Below are 18,228 nucleotides of genomic sequence, written 5' to 3' on the forward strand. Positions count from 1 at the left end.
ACGGGCGCTGCTTTCCGTCCCGAAGTGTAACGACACACCCCGGTGGGCGTCACCCCGACGGTTTTCACCGCCCTCGGCAGACGTACGGCCCGGTTCGGCTCAAGCGTACGGTGTGCGCGCGGTTTCGGGATCGCCGAAGGTCACCGCACGCTCGCGTCGCGTTCCGGAGGCCAGCGTGGCCGCCCAGTTGATCAGGGTTCCGGCCCGATTGCGTCGGCCGGAAAGGAACGCGATGTGGATGGCGCCCCACGCCGCCCACCCCGCGAACCCCGACAGTTGGATCGGACCCGCCTGCAGCAACGCGTGACGACGAGCAATGTACGCGGCCGATCCCAGATCGCGATACCGGAACGGGGTCGAGTACCGCCGCTCGCCCTGCAGCGTCTTCGCGATCATCGCCCCGGCGTGGTGTCCGCCCTGCATGGCCACCTCGGCGACACCGGGCAGGTCGTTCAGCGAACTGACGTCGCCCACCACGTAGATCTCGGGATGGCCGGCCACGGACAGATCGGGCTGGACCGGGATGCGGCCGCCGCGATCCTGGGTGACTCCCAGAGCGCGAGCGAGAGTCCCGGCGAAGGGCACCGCCTCGACACCCGCCGTCCACAGGACGGTTCGGCAGTCGTAGGAGGTGACCTTCTTGTCCTTCTTCGTCGTCGTCTCGATGCCGTCCTCGCGGACATCGGTGACGTGCACGCCCAGGTGCGTCTCGACGCCGACGGCGTCCAGCGTCTTCTGCGCCTTCGCCGACAGGCGCTCGTCGAAGGACTCCAGCACGCGATCGCCGCCGTGGAACAGCAGCACCCGCGCCTCACCGGGGTCGATCGCCCGGAACTCGTGCTCGAGGGCACGTGTGGCCAGTTCGCGGATCTGCCCGGCGATCTCCACCCCCGTCGGGCCGCCGCCGGAGACGGCGAAGGTGAGCCACGGGCGTCGTTCCTCGGGGGTGGGGAGCGATTCGGCCATCTCGAACGCACCGATGAGCTTGCGTCGGATCGCCAGGGCGTCGTCGACGGTCTTCATGCCCGGGGCGTGCTGCGCGAACTCCTCGTGCCCGTGATAGCTCTGCCGCATGCCCGCGGCGACCACGAGGTAGTCGTAATGCAGCTCGAACGTCGATCCGTCCATGCGCGTCGCGGTGACGGTCCGATTCTCGGGGTCGATGCCCGACGCCTCGCCGAGGGCTACGTGCGTGTTCTTCTGCCGCCGCAGCAGATGACGCAGCGGCGAGGTGATCGATCCCTCGGACAGCAATCCCGTCGCGCACTGGTAGAGCAGGGGCTGGAAGACGTGCGAGGTGCCGCGGTCGAGCACGGTGACGTCGCCGTCGACCTTGCGAAGACGTCGCGCCGCGTAGAGGCCGCCGAATCCACCCCCGATGACGACGACGGACGGGCGGCGACGCGGGAGTCGATCGGCGTCGGGGTCGGTCTGCTGCGCGGTCACCCTGGTCATCCTCCTCGGCGTGCGAACGGTGCGTCGAGGTGTACCCGGTTGCCCGCTGTCTCACCGCCCGGTGAAAGTTGCTTCTGTAACACTTCTGCCGGATTAACGATCCGTTCGGTAGGTTTCGGTACTCTTCTACCGAGATTCGGTTCTGCTTCGCGTCGCTGATCCCCCCTGTGTCTCGGGAGTTGTCCTCATGTTCCGTCTGCTGGCTCGGTGGCGGCGACTGCCGTTCGACTACGCAGCGCTCCCCGACTACATGCTGCGGCACGGATTACTGGATCCCTACCGGCGCAGCATCGGTGGGATCGTCCTGACGATGGTCGTGGCCGGCGGAGCGCTGTTCCTCAGCCCGATCGGCCCGACCGGAGCGGCGGAGTCGGCGCTGATGATCACCGCCATGGTCGGCGGCGCCGTGGTCGCCGTGCTCTGGTGGGTGCGACCGTGGCCGACGTACCGCCAGTCGGTGCTCTTCGTCGTCTGCGCCGACCTGTTGATCTTCTGCGCTCTGCTGTCCGTGGCCGACGCGCCGACGGCGTTCACGCTGTCCACCGCGTTCCTCGTGGTGGGCGTCTACTGCGGACACTTCCTGCCGATGACAGCTCTGTTCCTCCACGTCGGCGCGACGGTGTCGGGGTCCGCGATCCTCATGGTGATCGCCGCGCGGGCGTCCGACGGTGACACGGCCCTTCTCGTCGTGCAGCTGCTGGTACTGGCCACGCTGTTCGTCTTCATGCCGTTGCTCACGCAGGTGCCGCTGTTCCACCTGCGGGACGATGCCTACCGGTCCGCCGACGACCCCCTGACCGGCGTGCTCAACCGGCGCGGCCTGCATCAGGTAGTGGCGGGCCACGGCCACATGCATCTCCCGGCCGATCACGTCGTCGGGGCGCTGGTGATCGACCTCGACGGCTTCAAGCACGTCAACGACACCCTGGGTCATGCCGGCGGTGACGACGTCCTCCGCCGCGTCGGCGAACGCCTGCGCGTCGTCACGGACGGGTGGGCCGTCGTCGCACGTCTCGGCGGCGAAGAGTTCGGCGTGGTCGCGGCGGTGCCCGCGTCGGTGTTCCGGAACCGCTTCACCGCCGTCCACGAGGCCGTGCACTGGGGCGACGATCCCGTACCCGTCACGGCCAGCTCCGGACTCGCGTGGCAGAGCGCCGACGAGTTCCGGCGCGACCACAGCGACGTCGACAACCTGCTCCGACGGGCCGACCGCATCATGTACGACGCGAAGCGCGACGGCGGCGACCGCCTCGACATCGCGCACTGCCCTCCGGACGCTCCCGGCGACCGTCCGACGACGCGCTCCGACTCCACGCCGCACCGGCGGCCGTACGACGACGTGGCCTGACCCGGAGCCCTACACTCCGCTCATGCGCGTGCTCTACGTCTGCACCGGCAACATCTGCCGCTCCCCCACGGCCGAACGCCTCACCTCCGCGTGGGCCGACGAGTTGCAGGTCGACGTCACCGCCGAGAGCGCCGGCGTGCGCGCGGTAGTGGGTCACGGCGTCGAGTCCCACGCCGCCGCCGTCCTCGAATCGCTCGGCGGCGATCCCACCGGCTTCGCCGCCCGACGGCTCACCCCCGCCATCGCGACCGACGCCGACATCGTCGTCACCATGACCGCCGGCCACCGCGACGAGGTGTTGACCGTCGCCCCGCGCACCCTCCGTCGTACCTACACCCTCCGCGAGGCCGCCGAGTTCGCCCGCCGCACCGGAGTGGTCGACCCCGCGGCCTGGTTCTCCGCCCGCGCCGCCTCCCCCGTCACCGACCTCGACATCGACGACCCCATCGGCCAGGACCCGGCCGTCTTCGAGGCGGTCGGAGAGGTCATCGCCGACTGCCTGCAGCCGCTGTTCGAGGCCTGGTACCGGGCGCGGTAGTCGGGGGCCCGCTGCGCGGCGCAGCGGGATCCGCGCGACTTCCAGCGATCCGCGTCGGCTGCAGCTGCAGCGGACTGCTGGAACTGCAGCGGATCGGGCGGCGCACCTCTGCTGGGCGGGCTGCGCAGCACAGCCTGATCCGCGCGACTTCCGGTGATCCGCGTCGGCTGCAACCCCAGCGGACCGCTGGAACTGCAGCGGATCGGCGCGATCACCCCCGCCGAACACCCCCACCACCCGCGAAAACGGCCCCGAGACCCGCCCACCCCTTGTCTGCGACAGCCAGTTGCACTAACTTTGTCTGCAACACGCTGTTGCACACACCCCGGCTGCCTGCGGAGGACCCACCATGACCGCTCTGCACGAGAACCCGACCGCCTATCAGGACACGCTGCGCATCCTGTCCGAGGCGTCCGTCGAGCGTCACTTCGACGCGTTCACCGACATCCCCTGGGACGACCCCGAGTACGCGGTGGTCCCGAACGATCCGCGCTGGATCCTCCCCGAGGCGGATCCGCTCGGCGCCACGGACTGGTACCGCTCGCTCAGCACGGAGCGGCAGATCGAGATCGGGATGTACCGGCAGGCGAACATCATGAAGGTGGGTCTGCAGTTCGAGCAGATCCTCATCGCCGGGCTGATGAACTACGCCTTCCGGCTCCCCAACGGCCAGGCCGAATTCCGCTACTCCACGCACGAGGCGACGGAGGAGTGCCACCACACGCAGATGTTCCAGGAGCTGGTGAACCGCATCGGCATCGAGGTGGCCGGCGGGCCCCGCTGGTTCCGCGCCCTGGCACCGATCATGCCGCTGGCGGCCGGTCCGCTGTCCTTCGGCTTCTTCGTGGGCGTGCTCGCGGGCGAGGAGCCGATCGACCACGTGCAGAAGTCGATCCTGCGCAGCGGCGAGAACCGGCACCCGCTGATCACGCGCATCATGCAGATCCACGTCGCGGAGGAGGCGCGCCACATCGGCTTCGCCCACCAGTACCTGCGCCACAAGGCCCCGCGCCTGAAGACCTACCAGCGCGGCCTGATCTCGGTGATCATGCCGGTGATCATGCGCGTGCTGTGCGACGCCATCATCAAGCCCACCCCCGCCATGCGCCGTGATCTGCAGATCCCCGACCACGTGGTGGACGAGGTCTGGTGGGATGGCGAAGCATCGCGAAAGATGTTGCGCGACATGTTCGGCGACGTCCGGATGCTTGCCGACGACCTGCAGCTCATGAACCCCGTGTCCCGACGCGTATGGCGCGCCCTGGGTATCGACGGTCGGCCCTCGCGGTTCCGCAGCGAGCCCGCGTCCGCGGCGGCCTGATGCCGCACGTCGTCACGCAGTCGTGCTGCGCCGACGCCTCGTGCGTGGTGGCGTGCCCGGTCAACTGCATTCATCCCGCCCCCGGCGAACCGGGGTTCGGCACCACGGAGATGCTGTTCGTCGATCCGGCCACGTGCGTCGGCTGCAGTGCATGCGTGACGGCGTGCCCGGTGGGCGCCATCAAGCCCGACACGGCGCTCACCCCCGCCGAGCTGCCGTTCCTCGAGCTCAACGCCCAGTACTACCAACAGAATCCACACGAGGACCGCACCCCGCTGGCGCTGGTGCCGAAACAGCGACGGCTGCGTCGTCCCGGCCCGTTCCGCGTCGCCGTGATCGGCGCCGGCCCGGCCGGGCTGTACACCGCCGACGAGCTGCTCCGGCATCCGGAGATCGAGACCGTCGACGTCATCGACCGCCTGCGTACCCCCTACGGCCTGGTTCGCCACGGCGTCGCCCCGGACCACGGCTCGACCAAGCGGGTGACCGAACTGTTCGCGGCCATCGAGTCGCAGCCCGGTTTCCGCTACCGCCTGGGTGTCGACGTCGGCACGGATGTCACACTCGCGCAACTCCGTTCGGAGTACCACGCGGTGGTGTACGCCGTGGGCGCGTCGCACGACAAGCAACTGGGCATTCCCGGCGAGCACCTGAACGGCTCCCTCGGCGCCACCGACCTGGTCGGCTGGTACAACGGCCACCCCGATCGGCGCGAGCTCACCGTTCCGCTCCATCACGAGCGCGCGGTGGTGATCGGCAACGGCAACGTCGCCCTCGACGTCGCCCGCATGCTCACCCGCGACCCGCAGTGGCTGGCCGAGCACACCGACATCGCGCCGCACGCCCTGAACCAGCTGCGCCACAGCACCATCCGCGAGGTGCGCATCATCGGACGGCGGGGGCCGGCCAACGCCGCGTTCACCGTGCCCGAGCTACTGGGCCTGAAGCAAGCCACCCACGTCGACATCGTCGTCGAGGCGGATCCGGCCACCCTGGCCGGCACCGACCGCCACTCCCGAATCCTCCGGGAGTTGGCCGAGCGCCCCGCTCCCACCGACCCCGCGACAAGACGTATCGTCCTCGAATTCCACGCCGCCCCCGTCGAGATCCTCGGCGACGACCGGACGGCCGCCGTCGAGATCGCCCGCACCGGCACCGACGGGGTCCCGACGGGCTCCACCCGCGTCGTCGACGCCGGTCTCGTGGTCCGCGCCATCGGCTTCCGGGGGTCGGCCACCACGGACCTGCCCACCGACCCGGTGACCGGCATCGCCCGTCACGATCGCGGTCGCATCGAACCCGGCCTCTACGTCGCGGGGTGGGTCAAGCGGGGTCCGCGCGGGTTCATCGGCACCAACAAGACGTGCGCGCAGGAGACCGTCGAGTCGATTCTCGACGACCTCGACGCCGGCCTTCCCGCACCGACCGCGCAGCCACGACGGCGGGGTGTCGACCTGGACGGGTGGCGACGCCTCGACACGGCGGAGACGGCGCGCGGTGCGGCGGAGGGCCGACCCCGGACCAAGATCTCCGATCCCCACGAGCAAGCGTGGGTCCAGGAGCCCGGGGAGAGCCCGAGGGCGCCGCGAACCAAGCGAGCATGGGGAGTCGTCCCGGCGTGAGACACTTCTGGCCACATGAGCCAGAAGACGCCTTCGCCCGCCGGCCGACCCGACGACGGTCGTAAACGACGCTGGGCGCAGCACAACGCGGACCGCCGCGCGCAGGTGATCGACGCGGCGCTCGCGGTGCTCGACCGCAACGACGATCCGGGCGGTCCGGTGACGGCCCAGCAGATCGCGGACGAGGCGGGGATCCACCGCACCGGGATCTACCGCTATTTCGAGGACAAGACCGACCTCGACGTCGCCATCCAGCGCGAGATCTGCGACCGGCTGCAGGCGGACCTGAGCCGCGCGGTGGTCCTGGAGGGCCAGGCACGCACCGCCGTGCACCGCGTCGTGGACACCTACGTGCGGTGGGCGGTGGCACACCCGTCGTGGACCCGGTTCGCCGAGCGCGCGGTGCCGGGGGCCACCGAGAACCCGATGGCGGACGTCATCGGCCGGATCGCCGAGCTCATCGAGTTCGCCGTCGACGGCTTCCTCGCCCTGGTCGGCGCAGAACTCGACCCGGACGATCAGCGCCTGACCGGTCCGTGGGTGGCGGGTCTGATCTCGGGCTGCATGGCGTCGGTGCGCGCGTGGGAGGGTCAGGGGCCGAACAGCGTTGCCCTGGATCAGGTGGTCGCGTTCCTGTCCGACACGGTGTGGATCCAGATTCTCGGATTGGCGTCCTCGCGCGGCATCACGATGCCGGAGACGCCGTTGGAGGCATTGTTCACCGATCCGGAATCCACCACTTCTCGCTGACATTTCGCCCATTTCCCGGGCGTTCCGGCTATACCATTCCGCAATGGTGAAGCGTCGCCTCGCAGGTCTGGCGTTCTTCGTCGCGGTGGCCGGGTTCGTCGGCTTCACCACCGCCCAGTATGCGCGGGCGTTCGACGATTCGATCCGGGTGCGCCTGGTTCTCGACGACGTCGGCAACGCCCTCCCCCTGAACGCGGACGTCAAGGTGCGCGGCGTGCTGGTGGGCGACGTGCGGGAGACGGCGACGGAGGACGGCCGGGTGGTGGCGTCTCTGTATCTCGATCCGGCACAGGCGGAACGCATCCCGTCCACCGTCACGGCCCGGTTGCTGCCGAAGACGCTGTTCGGCGAACGCTACGTGGCCCTGCAGATCCCCGAGAATCCCGGCCGGACCGGACTGACCGACGGTGCGGAGATCGAGCAGGACCGCACCGGCAACGCCGTCGAGGTGGGCCGGGTGCTCGATTCCGTGCTGCCCTTGCTCGAGGCGATCCCGCCGGAGGACCTCTCCTCCACCCTCGGCGCGTTGGCGTCCGCACTCGACGGCAACGGCGAGCAACTGGGTCGCACCATCGACCGGCTGGACACCATCGTCACCGATCTGGCCGGCGAGATCCCGACCATTCGCGAGGATCTCCGCGGCCTCGCCGACCTGTCCCAGACCTATTCCACGGCCGCACCGGATCTCGTCGCCGCATTGGACGATCTGCGCATTCCCACGGGAACGGTGGTGGAACGGCGCAACGACGTCGATACCCTGCTGCGCAGCGCAGCGGGCTCCTCCGGATCACTGGCCGATCTGGTGGCCACCAACGCCGAGTCGATCGTGTCCTTCGCCGCGGATTCCCGCGGAGCGGTGGAACTGCTGGCCGAGTTCTCCCCGACCTTCGGATGTCTGCTGCCGAAGTTCGCCGACCTCTACCCGGAGGCGCAACGCATTCTCGGGGTGAACGAGAAGTACCCGGGTGCCCGCGGCACCATCAACTTCGTCAACCCCCGCGGCCGCTACCTGCCCAATCAGGACGAGCCGCGCCTGTTCGACGACCGGCCGGGCAGTTGCTACGACGACGTCACGGCACCGGGCAAGTTCTTCCCGCAGTACCCCGGCAGCGGCATCAACGACGGGTCCTACGCGGTCCCGTCCCGAAACCCCGGTCCCACGACCGTGACCACCGTGAGCCCGCCGCAGTTCTCCCCACTCCCCGCAGCGGACGCCCAGTACGCCGGATCGCAGCTCGAGCGCGACACCCTCGCCGTCGTCTACGGGCAGGGCAGCGGCCTCGACCCGCAGGACGTGCCCGGCTGGGCCGCGCTGGTCGGCGCGCCGGCCCTCCGCGGCAGCGACGTCAGCATTCGGTAGCCCGTCAGGTCGTGCGGGGCGGGACCGCCGTGCCGCGCCGGAACCGCGGTCCGGGTTCGCTCCGCGGCGGCGGGGCGGGCTCGGTGCGCGGCGGTTCGGGCACGGCCGCGGGCGCCTGCGGACGCAGGGCGGCCTCCTGACGCGGCGCGCTGGTGTCGGTCTCGTAGTAGTGCCGGTACTCGTAGTCCTTGCGGCCCTTGTTCGGCGTCATGGTGAGGATGACGCCGAGGACCGGCGCGCCGACCTGCGCGAGATTGCCGAGGGCGCGGGTGATCTCCTCGCGCTTGGTGTGCCCGTGGCGGGCGACCACCAGGGCGCCGTCGGCGTGCGCGGTGATGACGGACGCGTCGGTCACGGGCAGCAGCGGCGGCGCGTCGACCACCACGTAGTCGAACCGGCTGCGCAGCGTGGCCATGACCGTGCGGGACGCCTCGGATCCGAGCAGCTCGGACGGGTTGGGCGGCAGAGGTCCGGAGGCGAGCACGTCGACCCCGGGGAACTTGGTGGGCTGTAGGACGTCGTCCACGTCGGCCTGTCCGGACAGCACGGTGGACAGTCCGACCGATCCCACCAGGCCGAGGTACTTCGAGACGCGAGGCCGGCGGAGATCGCCCTCGACGAGCACGACGCGGTGCCCGGCCTCGGCGAGCACGAGCGCGAGGTTGACGGCCGTCGTCGTCTTGCCCTCGCCGGGGACGGCGGAGGTGACGACGAGGACGCGCGGCGGCGAATCCACCTCGAGGAACTGCAGATTGGTGCGGAGCTCGCGGAACGACTCGGCGGTGCCGGAGGAGGATTCGGCGAACGAGAGCGCGTTCTCCTCCTTGATGGTCTTGTCGAAGGGCACCACGCCCACCACCGGACTGTCGCTGAGGCCGGCGAGGGTCTCGCGATCCTTGACCGTGTTGTCGAGCCGGTCGCGGATCACCGCGAGGGCGATGCCGAGCAGCAGACCGACGGCGATGCCGAGCGCGAGGTTGCGGGTGGTCTTGGGCGAGATCGGCGCGGCCGGCACCTGCGCCGGTTCGACGACGCTGACCTGAGCGAGCGCGGCCCCACCACCGGGCGGCGTCTCGAGATCGTCGACGAAGTCCACGAACGTGGTGCCGATGCCGTTGGCGAGGTCGCGGGCGGTGACGGCGTTCGCGTCGGACACGCACGTGTCGATCAGGACCGTGTCGGGCGAGGAGGTGGTGCGCACCTTCGACGCCAGCTGCGCCGGGGTCAGCGAGAGTCCGAGGGCGTCGACCGTGCGGGCCGCGACGGCTTCGCCGCCGAGCAACTGGGTGTAGGAGGCGACGCGCTGCTGCGAGGCCAGGTTGCCCTGGTAGACCTCGGTGACCGAGGACGACGACGATCCGGTGGAGACGTAGAGCCGGGTGCAGGCCTCGTACACGGGCGTCGAGACCAACGAGAACACGAGGGACGCGGCTGCGGCGACGACCGTCGTCAAGGCGATGACGATCCACCGCGCGCGCAGGATCCTGACGTAATCCGATATCTCCACCGACTGCTCCTCGTCCGGGTCTCCCCACCGCGTCGAGGACGGGCGTGACGCCGCGGAACTCGATCGTGTTCGGCTCACCCTATCGACTGGGCGGGGTGTGAGCACCTCGAGCACACCGGTCGGTACCCGGCCCCGGGACCCGCATCGATAACCGGAATATGCCCCGTTTTCCCACCGCATTACCCCTGAGGACGGGCGCTCGCTGTGAGACAGTTTTCCCCGTGAGCAAGCTGGACCGTACCGATGCGCGGCTGTTGTTGACCCTGTGCGACGTGCCGCGCGCGACGGGCGTCCATCTGGCGTCGTTGCTCGGTCTCGCGCGAAACACGGTGCAGGCCAGGCTCGCACGTTGGGATCAATTACAGGTGCTGGGCCGGATCGATCGGTTGGTCTCACCACGCGATCTGGGATATCCCCTGCGCGCCTACGTCGGAGCGGTCACCGATCAACACCGACTCGAGGCCGTCATCGATCGATTGCGCGACATTCCCGAGGTGACCGAAGTGGTGGGGGTGTCCGGCGAGGCAGACCTCCACATCGGGGTGTCCGCGACCGACGCGGACGATCTCTATCGGGTCGCCGGCCTCATTCTGGCGGTGCCCGGCATCGAACGCACCACCGTCTCGGTCATCATGCGCGAGGCCATTCCCTATCGCACCAAGCCTCTCATCGAGCGTCTCGCCGACGACGACGGGAGGACCTCGCGATGACCCCGCCGGCGGATCGCCGGTTCACCAAGGACACTCCCGACCAACCCGCGATCGTCGACCTGGTGCGTCGGCGCATCGCCGTGCTCATCACCGCGTTCGCGCTCCCCGGTGCGTTGCTGATTCTCGGCTCTCCGGCCGGGCCCGCGCCCGGCGCGCCGCGCATCGCCGCCGTCGGCATCCTGCTCAGCACCGTGCCGGTGTCCGTGATCGTCTACCGCACGCGCACGGCCTTCCTGTGGTTCAACAGACCCAGCCGGCAGGCGGCTCTGGCCCTGGCCTTCACCGTCTACGCCGACGTCGGGACCGCCGCCTTCCTGCTGCTCTTCCGGGACCAGGGCACGGCGCTCTTCGGCTGCGCCTTGTTCGCCGTCGTCTCCTCGTTCGTCGCGTTCTTCGGAACGTCCGTCGCCGTCGTGTTCCACGTCGTGGCGACGACGGCGGTCATCCTGATCATCACGCTGCGCGCCGCGATGGACCCGTCGTCGGACACGCTCGCTCTCGCGGCCGCGGGCGTGTCGCTGTGGCTGGCGGTCAACGGCACGATGACCGTCATCAGTCAGACCTCCGCCACCCTGCACAGCAACCTGCGCACGCAGATCGGGCGCGCGCAGACCGACCCGCTGACCGGCCTGCTCAACCTGCGCGGTCTCGAGCAGATGGTCCTCCGGCGGGTCGACGACGACGTGGCCCTGGGCTTCCTGCTCGTCGATCTCGACCACTTCAAACGGGTCAACGATCTGCACGGCCACCTCGTCGGCGACGAGGTGTTGGCGCTGGCCGCGTCCCGCCTGGCGACGTTCGTCGGCGACGACGGCCTGGTCGCGCGGCGAGGCGGGGAGGAATTCCTGGTGGTGATCACGGCGAAGAACGTCGACGCGGCCGAACTAGTCGACCGTGCCGAGTCCGCCCGGCACCGCCTGCACGTGCCCACCGACGCGGTCCCCATCACCGCCAGCGTGGGCGCGTCGTTGGTGACGCCGGACGACGTCGCCGAGCAAGACGTCCGGTCCACCATCCGCCTCGGGATGCACCGCGCCGACATCGCGATGTACCGGGCCAAGAGCGCGGGACGAGACAACGTCCAGTTTCACGGCAGCCGCCGGGGGTAGCCGACCGGGGTGAGCGCGTCGGGGACCAAGGACGGCACCGGTACGGTGCGTATCGCGGCGGACCCTGGCTTCGCCTCCGCCGTCGCCGAGAAGGTCACGGATCGCCTCGACGGGCATCGGCTCGCGTCGGGCACCGTGCTACGGGCGGAGTCGGTCTCGCTCCCCCTGCCGCCCGTCGAGAGCGGGCGACCGGACATGGAGACGTGGGCGTCGCTGCTCGCGACCGGCGGGTCGGACGAGGATCAGGCCGAGACGATCACGGTGTGCGTCTCCGAGATTCCCCGGCGGGTGGGGTCGCGCCCCGTACTCGCCGAGATCGTCGGCACCTCGATGGTGGTGCTCTACGTCCCCTCGTTCGGCATGCGCGCCGTCTCGCGCCGGGCCGGTGCCGTGGCGCTGACGGCCATCGACTCGATGCGACGACGCGACGACGAAACCGACGACGGCGGCGCAACCGCGCCCGATCACCCCACTCCCGCCACGGGTCTCGCGCACTGGGCCGTCGATTCCGGTCACGACATCCTGGTGGCCCCGGCGCTGCTCGGTCGAACCCGGATGGTGGCGGGCATGATTCGCACCAACCGGCCGTGGCGCTTGGTGCCGGCACTGTCCGGTGCGTTGGCCGCCGCGACCGCGACGTCGGCGTTCGGTGTCTTCTACTCGAGCATCTGGCAGATGGCGGCGTCGATGTCGGTCCTGCGGCTCACCTGGGTCTCCGTCACCGCCCTCGCCCTCATCACCGCGTGGCTGATCCTGCCGAACGGGTTGTGGGAGCGGCGAACTCGTCGCCAGACCGGCGTCGACCGCGCCATGTACAACATGGCCACCCTCGCGACGGTCCTCGCCGGGGTGATGGTCATGTACGCCGCGTTGTTCGTCGTGGTGGGGGCGGCGTCGGCCGTGGTGATCTCCCCCGAGTTCCTGTCCGCACAGATCGATCGCGAGGCCGGGGCCGTCGACTACGTGCGGCTGGCCTGGCTCGCGGCCTCGCTGGGCACGGTGGCCGGTGCGGTCGGCTCGACCGTCGCGGACCAGGAGCAGATCCTCGGCGCGACGTTCGGCCATCGCGAGGCGGCCCGGCGGCGCGCGGCGCGATCGCAGCTCGGCACCGACTGAGTCCCGCGGATCAGCTCTCGTCGACCAGCGCGCTCGACGCGAGCCGCTCCGGTGTCCGGTCCACCAACTCCACCAGCGCGCCGGCGTAAACCGTGTCGCTCATCCCGCGGGCGCGCGCCAGGCGGCGCAGACGCACTCGCGCGACGTCGACGTCCTCGCCGAACAGTTCGGCGAGGATCCCCGTCGCCTCCGCGAGGCGAACGGCGGCCGCCAGCACGTCGCGAATCGCGGCCGCCGGACGACGACGGCGATCGTCGTCTCTTCCGATGGTCAACGCCAATGCGGCGAGGTCGGCCAACGTCGAGCCGACGTCGTCGGGCCGGTCGGTGTCCCACGGTTCCGCGGCGTGGACGGCGAGCGAGCCCAACCCGACGCCGAGGGACGCGATGGGAAATGCGCGAACGGCACCGACTCCCGCAGCGTTCGCGGCGGCGGCGAAGGTGCGCCATCGGGTGTCGGCGGTGGTGTCGGCAACGGTGGCGACGGCCGTCTCGCGGGCACTCTCCAGAATCGGGCCGTCGATCAGCAGCGACTCGTCGACCGCCGCGCGCGCGACGGGCGTGGTGACAGCGGCACGCAACGCGCCGCCGTCGTCGAGCAGACCGATCACGACGCCGCGGGCGCCGTACGCGTCGTGCGCCGTGGACGCGATCTTCTCGAGGAGCGTCGTGACGTCGAAGCGGGTGCAGAGGGTGGCGGTGATGTCGGCCAGGGCCAAGCGGACGACGGGAGTGGTCATGGTCGGTCTCCTTCGTCCCGGAAGGTGAGGCGGCGGGACACGACGTCGTCGGCGATGTCGGTCAAGGTCATTCCCTCCGCGAACGCGTGCGCGCGGAGGCGGTCCATCGCCACGGACGTGGAGGCACGGAGCTGGACGGCCACCATGCCGGCGGCGAGGTAGACGGAGCGACGGTCGTAGCGATCGTCCGACTCGGCCGGGGCACCGGAGCGGTCCGCGAACGTCGGGTGCGCGAACGTGGCGAGAATGCCGGTGGTGAGCGATGCCGCGCACGTGAAAGCGGCGTCGTGTTGGGCTGCTGTCAGGTCGCCCGGGGTGAGCCGGTGCATCTCCAGCGCGCCGAACGGCACGTCCGTGCCCAGCGGGTAGGCGAACAGTCCGCGCACCCCCAGTTCCTCGGCGCCGTGCGAGAACATGGGCCAGCGGAGCGCCGCCTCGGGACCGGTGATGTCGTCGATCCGGACCGGTTCGTCGTTCCTTTGAGCATCGACACACGGGCCCTCGCCCACGGTGAACTGCAGCTCGTCGAGCCGCAGCGACCGCGGGTCGGTGGCGTACACCAGCTGGCGGACGTTGCGGGACGTCCCGAGCAGGGCGACGGCGGCGCCGTCCACCTCGGTGAGTCGGGCGCAGGCCTCGACGATCGCGCGGACCCCGGTGAAGGACGGCCGCGCTGCGTCCTCGGATTCCGGATCCACCCGGCAGTGCTCCCTCCGGTCGGGCCCGACTACTTGCCGATGCCCGAGCGCAGCAACCGCCACGGAACGGCGGCCGACTCGAGTTGCACGGCCAGGCTCATCTTCGACGTGCCGTCGACACGTTCTTCGAAGCGGATGGGTACCTCGGCGATGCGCAGTCCATGCTTGATGACGCGATAGTTCATCTCCACCTGGAAGGCATAGCCGTTGCTGCCGACGGACGCCACGTCGATGGTCCGCAGGGTCGACGCGCGCCAGGCCTTGAAGCCGGCCGTCGCGTCGCGCACCTTCAACCGCAGGATGGCGTTGACGTAGAGATTGGCGAATTTCGACAGGGCCTTGCGATGCCACGGCCAGTCCTCGGCGACGGCGCCGCCGTGGACGTAGCGGGAGCCGAGGACGACGGCCGCATCGGTGCGTCGCAGTTCCGCGACCATGCGCGGGATGGCCTCGCAGGGGTGGGAGAGGTCGGCGTCCATCTGGACGACGATGTCGGCGCCCTCGTCCAGTGCGCGGACGATGCCGGCGACGTAGGCGCGGCCCAGTCCGTCCTTGGTGGTGCGATGGAGAACACTCACCGGAATGGCCGCCTCGCGGCTCAGCTGCTCCGCCACGTCACCGGTGCCGTCGGGCGATCCGTCGTCGACGACGAGCACTCCCAAGCTGGGCAGTTGCAGGTCGGTGAGCATGCCGACGAGCTTGGGGAGGTTCTCGCGCTCGTTGTACGTGGGGACCACGACGGTGATGCGGGGGTCTGTGGGGGCTTCCGACACCGTGGAATGGTGATCGATCGGCTCGCGAATCGCAAGAACCGGACATACGGCACGCTCTTCGGCGCGGCGCGGGCTCGTCCGGTTCTCGGCGCCGTGCCGAAGAGAGCATGGTGAGATGACCACCGGGGATCACCCGGCCGGGCACGCACTTTTCAGGCACGCACGAGGAGCACCATGACGATCGACGTCCATCGCGCCATCGCCGAGACGGCACGGCAGATGCACGCGAGCGCCGTCGGCGAGGAGGGCGGCACCGACCGCGTCCTCGAGGCCATCACCGCCGGCGCCATCGAGCACGTGCCGGGCGCGCAGTACGCCGGCGTGCTGCTCGTCAGCAAGGACAAGACGTTCCGGACGCTCGCGCCGACGGATCCGCTGATGAACACGCTCGACCGGCTGCAGAAGGAGACGGACCAGGGGCCGTGCCTCGAAGCGGCGTGGGAGCAGCCGATGGTGCGGGTGGACGAGATCGAGACCGACCCGCGCTGGCCGGACTTCTCGGCGCGGGTGGTCGTGGAGACGCCCGCACGGTCGTCGATGTCCTTCCAGCTGTTCACCCACCAGGGCTCACAGGGTGCGCTGAACCTCTTCTCGGACGAGGTCGGGGCGTTCGACACCGAGTCCGCCGAGATCGGCCTGGTCTACGCCACCCATGCCGCCCTGGCTCTGCATGCGAGCAAGCAGTTCGGCGGGTTCGCCAGCGCGATCGCTCGGCGGGACGTGATCGGTCAGGCCAAGGGCATGATCATGGCCGAGTACAAGGTGGACGCCGTGCAGGCGTTCGAGATGCTGCGCAAGCTGTCCCAGGACACCAACACCCCGGTGGTCACCCTGGCGGAGCAGGTGGTGGAGTCGCGGCTGCAGTAGCCGCGTCGGCTCAGGCTGCTTCGGCTCAGGCCGCTTCGGTGGTGCTCGGGGTAGCCAGCGGGGTCAGCGCGCGCGTCGGCTCCGCCGGCTTGCCGGGCAGCAGGTGCAGCCACGGGCTCAGCGGGTAGCGACGAAGAAGGGCCGCGTGAAGGCCGATGTGAGGGCGCCGCATCTCGTACTCCTGGGGTGAATGTCTCCGTTTCGGGGAAAGATACCGTTTCCGACGCCGTTCCCTGGTTGTTCTTCGGTGTTCGGACAGAATCGTTACAAGGGCGGGCGGTTCGCTGCCACAGGGGTCGCTGACGCCCCACCGGTCACTCCTGCGTTCGCGCCCCGCGGATCACGAACACGACGGACGCGCCGACGAAGCACCACGACGCCACCGCCCCGGCGCCGGTGAGGAACCCCACCGACGCCGCGGCGGCGAACAAGACGGCCACGAACAGATGCCGGCTCCGCGTCACTTGTGCGAGTTGCGCTTGTGACCCACCCGCGGCTCGTCGGGCGCGGGCACGGGCCGTCCCTCGATCTCGCGAGGGCACTCGGTGACGACACCCGCCGCCACCCCGCCGGCACCGCCGAGCACGGCACCGACCGCCGTCCCGACCCACCCACCGGACGCCCCGATCGCCGCCCCCAGACCGGCCGCACCGATGCCGTTGGACAACACGGCCTGCGAGCACTCGTCCACCTGCACCTCGGCGGACTCCACGACGCCCTGAATATCGGGTGCGAAAGGAAGTCCCCCGCCCGCCAGCGCCGCCGTGATCGCCGTGGCCGCCACGATCGCCGAACCCACCATCTGATCTCTCCCCCCTCGACCCGGGGCGGCCGGATGCCGCTCCCCCGATGGGTTCAGTCAACCCGGGTGGTGGGGTGGGTGTGAATGACGTGGGCGCACGAAAGTTGTTCGGGGACATGGGCGCAAGGTCGGCGGGGGTGTTCTGGCGTCACCCGGCCTCGGATCGTGGAATGTGGGCCCCGGAAAGCGGGGCTCAGAATCCACTATCGGTCGGCGCAGTCGTCACGCCCGGGTATCGCGGAGGAGATCGTCGCGGAGGTAGGTGGGGGCGCGCGTTTCGGCACACTATCGGGTGAGAACCCGCGAATCCGCGGATGCCGAACGGATCGTGTGGCAATACTCGCGGGCGCGGATGCCCCGAAGTCGGTCGGATCTCCGGGATCCCGGTGTTCGACGCGAGTTGTGGGCGTTGACGCCCGGGTTTGCGACGCCCCCGCGCCCGATTTCGAGAAAAGCCTCGACCTGCACGGGAGGGCGACCAGCCCACCCGGCACGCAGCGCCTCGGGCCGACCCGCGCCGACGGAGCCCATGCCAGGAATGTTCGAGGCCACGAGCGATGGTCACACGACCGGGCTCTCGCGACAGTGTCGGTGCCGCAGATTGATTCGTTCGGATGACGTCTCGGCAACCACCGGTGCGTGGGTGTCGTTCGTTCGGGCGATAGTGGCCGAGGATCCGCCGGGAAACACTGACTCTCCGGTCGATACACACAGAACGGACGGCCATGAACCAGGTGCCCGACATCACGCTCGCCCACGGGGAGCGAGCGCGCTTCTCGGAAGAGTTCAGCCCCAACATCATCTTGACGCAGTTCAAGACAACCATGGTCATCACCGACCGCCGGGTCATCGTGCGGCAGCCCAATGCCATCTTCGGCATCATCCCAAGGGGCTACAACGAACAGACCAGCCCACTGCGTCACGTCTCCCAGATCAATGCCGGGGAGTCGTTCTCGACGCCGAAGCTCATCCAGGGTGGTCTTGGGGTCATCATGGGCCTCTACCTGACTGCGGGAATGGCTGCGCTGAGTCCCGCGCTTTCCGTGATCGGTCTGTTGGTGGTCGGGTTGGGGGCTTTCCGGCTCTACACGGCGCACGAACTCGGCATCGGCTTCCGCAACCACGGCGGAGGCGTCCTGTTCGCCGCGGCCGCGAAATCGGAGCGTGCCAAGGTGGAGGCGGCCAAGCGGGCGGTGAACGACATCGTGTTCGCCCGCGAGCAGCCCGTGGATTCCGGCGTTCCGGCGGCGCCGGTCACCGACCCGACCATCGTCATCCCCGCGCCCACGTCAGCGGCCCCGTCCGCTCCGTCCCGCTTCACGGCGGCGCAGGCGTCGGACCCCACCACCCCGCAGGCGGTGCTCTCGCAGATCGCGGAACACGAGCCGTCGCTCCGGTCCACGGTGGCGGGCAACCCCAATTGCTATCCGGGACTGCTCGAGTGGCTTCGCGGCCTCGGCGACCCGGAGGTCGAACGCGCCCTGGCCGCGCGAGTATGACCGGGACTCCACCG

19 protein-coding genes are annotated in these 18,228 nt (G+C 69.9%); 11 read left to right on the forward strand and 8 right to left on the reverse strand.

The window, feature by feature from the left end; genetic code table 11:
- Positions 1–99: 99 nt before the first annotated feature.
- A complete protein-coding gene (locus A3Q40_RS15170) occupies positions 100–1,446 on the reverse strand; it encodes an NAD(P)/FAD-dependent oxidoreductase (protein WP_235606323.1) in 1,347 nt (448 codons plus the stop codon).
- Between the two features lie 196 nt (positions 1,447–1,642).
- Here A3Q40_RS15170 and A3Q40_RS15175 point away from each other — a divergent pair, with 196 nt between their 5' ends.
- The 6 genes from A3Q40_RS15175 to A3Q40_RS15200 all read left to right on the forward strand — a co-directional run bounded on the left by A3Q40_RS15175 (position 1,643) and on the right by A3Q40_RS15200 (position 8,394).
- On the forward strand, positions 1,643–2,803 hold the full coding sequence (locus A3Q40_RS15175) for a GGDEF domain-containing protein (RefSeq protein WP_068103384.1): 1,161 nt from the start codon (positions 1,643–1,645) through the stop codon (positions 2,801–2,803).
- Positions 2,804–2,825: 22 nt separating this feature from the next.
- Positions 2,826–3,341, forward strand: coding sequence for an arsenate reductase/protein-tyrosine-phosphatase family protein (locus A3Q40_RS15180; protein WP_068103386.1), 516 nt, complete (start codon positions 2,826–2,828; stop codon positions 3,339–3,341).
- A gap of 349 nt (positions 3,342–3,690) precedes the next feature.
- Positions 3,691–4,662 (forward strand): AurF N-oxygenase family protein, encoded by a 972-nt coding sequence (locus A3Q40_RS15185; RefSeq protein ID WP_068103388.1) that lies wholly within the window; start codon positions 3,691–3,693, stop codon positions 4,660–4,662.
- Positions 4,662–6,284 carry an FAD-dependent oxidoreductase gene (locus A3Q40_RS15190; protein WP_069973049.1) on the forward strand — a complete coding sequence of 541 codons (1,623 nt, stop codon included), beginning with the start codon at positions 4,662–4,664 and terminating at the stop codon, positions 6,282–6,284. Before A3Q40_RS15185 ends, A3Q40_RS15190 begins: the two co-directional genes overlap by 1 nt.
- Before the next feature lie 15 nt (positions 6,285–6,299).
- On the forward strand, positions 6,300–7,034 hold the full coding sequence (locus tag A3Q40_RS15195) for a TetR/AcrR family transcriptional regulator (RefSeq protein ID WP_068103389.1): 735 nt from the start codon (positions 6,300–6,302) through the stop codon (positions 7,032–7,034).
- Between the two features lie 43 nt (positions 7,035–7,077).
- Positions 7,078–8,394, forward strand: a complete 1,317-nt coding sequence (locus A3Q40_RS15200; RefSeq protein WP_068103391.1) for an MCE family protein — start codon at positions 7,078–7,080, stop codon at positions 8,392–8,394.
- Positions 8,395–8,398: 4 nt separating this feature from the next.
- Here A3Q40_RS15200 and A3Q40_RS15205 read toward each other — a convergent pair whose 3' ends face one another.
- Positions 8,399–9,901, reverse strand: coding sequence for a polysaccharide biosynthesis tyrosine autokinase (locus tag A3Q40_RS15205; protein ID WP_068103393.1), 1,503 nt, complete (start codon positions 9,899–9,901; stop codon positions 8,399–8,401).
- A 221-nt stretch (positions 9,902–10,122) separates the two neighbouring features.
- Here A3Q40_RS15205 and A3Q40_RS15210 point away from each other — a divergent pair, with 221 nt between their 5' ends.
- Genes A3Q40_RS15210 through A3Q40_RS15220 form a run of 3 tightly spaced genes read left to right on the forward strand, consistent with a single transcriptional unit; the run spans position 10,123 to position 12,836 of the window.
- Positions 10,123–10,611: an Lrp/AsnC family transcriptional regulator gene (locus A3Q40_RS15210; protein WP_068103395.1), complete on the forward strand. Its 489-nt coding sequence runs from the start codon at positions 10,123–10,125 to the stop codon at positions 10,609–10,611.
- Entirely contained in the window at positions 10,608–11,720 is a 1,113-nt protein-coding gene (locus A3Q40_RS15215) for a GGDEF domain-containing protein (RefSeq protein ID WP_068103397.1), read from the forward strand. Before A3Q40_RS15210 ends, A3Q40_RS15215 begins: the two co-directional genes overlap by 4 nt.
- Before the next feature lie 9 nt (positions 11,721–11,729).
- The gene (locus A3Q40_RS15220; RefSeq protein ID WP_068103399.1) at positions 11,730–12,836 is read left to right on the forward strand and encodes a hypothetical protein; all 1,107 of its coding nucleotides are present in this window, start codon (positions 11,730–11,732) and stop codon (positions 12,834–12,836) included.
- A gap of 10 nt (positions 12,837–12,846) precedes the next feature.
- Here A3Q40_RS15220 and A3Q40_RS15225 read toward each other — a convergent pair whose 3' ends face one another.
- The 3 genes from A3Q40_RS15225 to A3Q40_RS15235 are packed head-to-tail and all read right to left on the reverse strand — an operon-like array spanning position 12,847 to position 15,046.
- Positions 12,847–13,575, reverse strand: coding sequence for a GAF domain-containing protein (locus A3Q40_RS15225; protein WP_068103401.1), 729 nt, complete (start codon positions 13,573–13,575; stop codon positions 12,847–12,849).
- Complete coding sequence (locus A3Q40_RS15230) at positions 13,572–14,273, reverse strand: GAF and ANTAR domain-containing protein (protein WP_068103403.1); 702 nt, start codon at positions 14,271–14,273, stop codon at positions 13,572–13,574. Before A3Q40_RS15230 ends, A3Q40_RS15225 begins: the two co-directional genes overlap by 4 nt.
- Before the next feature lie 29 nt (positions 14,274–14,302).
- Positions 14,303–15,046 carry a polyprenol monophosphomannose synthase gene (locus A3Q40_RS15235; protein WP_068103405.1) on the reverse strand — a complete coding sequence of 248 codons (744 nt, stop codon included), beginning with the start codon at positions 15,044–15,046 and terminating at the stop codon, positions 14,303–14,305.
- Positions 15,047–15,220: 174 nt separating this feature from the next.
- On the opposite strand from A3Q40_RS15235, the gene A3Q40_RS15240 reads away from it, so the two are divergent.
- Positions 15,221–15,913: a GAF and ANTAR domain-containing protein gene (locus A3Q40_RS15240; protein ID WP_068103407.1), complete on the forward strand. Its 693-nt coding sequence runs from the start codon at positions 15,221–15,223 to the stop codon at positions 15,911–15,913.
- A gap of 25 nt (positions 15,914–15,938) precedes the next feature.
- Here A3Q40_RS15240 and A3Q40_RS20330 read toward each other — a convergent pair whose 3' ends face one another.
- The 3 genes from A3Q40_RS20330 to A3Q40_RS20335 all read right to left on the reverse strand — a co-directional run bounded on the left by A3Q40_RS20330 (position 15,939) and on the right by A3Q40_RS20335 (position 16,715).
- Positions 15,939–16,085, reverse strand: a complete 147-nt coding sequence (locus A3Q40_RS20330; RefSeq protein ID WP_157889613.1) for a hypothetical protein — start codon at positions 16,083–16,085, stop codon at positions 15,939–15,941.
- A 142-nt stretch (positions 16,086–16,227) separates the two neighbouring features.
- The gene (locus tag A3Q40_RS21030; RefSeq protein ID WP_256365865.1) at positions 16,228–16,353 is read right to left on the reverse strand and encodes a hypothetical protein; all 126 of its coding nucleotides are present in this window, start codon (positions 16,351–16,353) and stop codon (positions 16,228–16,230) included.
- 20 nt (positions 16,354–16,373) lie between these two features.
- Positions 16,374–16,715: a hypothetical protein gene (locus tag A3Q40_RS20335; protein ID WP_068103409.1), complete on the reverse strand. Its 342-nt coding sequence runs from the start codon at positions 16,713–16,715 to the stop codon at positions 16,374–16,376.
- 725 nt (positions 16,716–17,440) lie between these two features.
- On the opposite strand from A3Q40_RS20335, the gene A3Q40_RS15250 reads away from it, so the two are divergent.
- On the forward strand, positions 17,441–18,214 hold the full coding sequence (locus tag A3Q40_RS15250) for a variant leucine-rich repeat-containing protein (protein WP_068103411.1): 774 nt from the start codon (positions 17,441–17,443) through the stop codon (positions 18,212–18,214).
- Positions 18,215–18,228 lie beyond the last annotated feature (14 nt).

The organism is Rhodococcus sp. PBTS 1 (genome assembly GCF_001620025.1).
Lineage (GTDB): Bacteria > Actinomycetota > Actinomycetes > Mycobacteriales > Mycobacteriaceae > Rhodococcoides > Rhodococcoides kroppenstedtii.

Bases quoted from the DNA above. Each gene is read 5' to 3' on its own strand.
- A3Q40_RS15185 (WP_068103388.1), top strand. From the start codon at position 3,691: ATGACCGCTCTGCACGAGAACCCGACCGCCTATCAGGACACGCTGCGC.
- A3Q40_RS15215 (WP_068103397.1), top strand. From the start codon at position 10,608: ATGACCCCGCCGGCGGATCGCCGGTTCACCAAGGACACTCCCGACCAA.
- A3Q40_RS15225 (WP_068103401.1), bottom strand. From the start codon at position 13,575: ATGACCACTCCCGTCGTCCGCTTGGCCCTGGCCGACATCACCGCCACC.
- A3Q40_RS20330 (WP_157889613.1), bottom strand. From the start codon at position 16,085: ATGCGGCGCCCTCACATCGGCCTTCACGCGGCCCTTCTTCGTCGCTAC.
- A3Q40_RS15200 (WP_068103391.1), top strand. From the start codon at position 7,078: ATGGTGAAGCGTCGCCTCGCAGGTCTGGCGTTCTTCGTCGCGGTGGCC.
- A3Q40_RS15180 (WP_068103386.1), top strand. From the start codon at position 2,826: ATGCGCGTGCTCTACGTCTGCACCGGCAACATCTGCCGCTCCCCCACG.
- A3Q40_RS20335 (WP_068103409.1), bottom strand. From the start codon at position 16,715: ATGGTGGGTTCGGCGATCGTGGCGGCCACGGCGATCACGGCGGCGCTG.
- A3Q40_RS15190 (WP_069973049.1), top strand. From the start codon at position 4,662: ATGCCGCACGTCGTCACGCAGTCGTGCTGCGCCGACGCCTCGTGCGTG.
- A3Q40_RS15195 (WP_068103389.1), top strand. From the start codon at position 6,300: ATGAGCCAGAAGACGCCTTCGCCCGCCGGCCGACCCGACGACGGTCGT.
- A3Q40_RS15175 (WP_068103384.1), top strand. From the start codon at position 1,643: ATGTTCCGTCTGCTGGCTCGGTGGCGGCGACTGCCGTTCGACTACGCA.
- A3Q40_RS15250 (WP_068103411.1), top strand. From the start codon at position 17,441: ATGAACCAGGTGCCCGACATCACGCTCGCCCACGGGGAGCGAGCGCGC.
- A3Q40_RS15240 (WP_068103407.1), top strand. From the start codon at position 15,221: ATGACGATCGACGTCCATCGCGCCATCGCCGAGACGGCACGGCAGATG.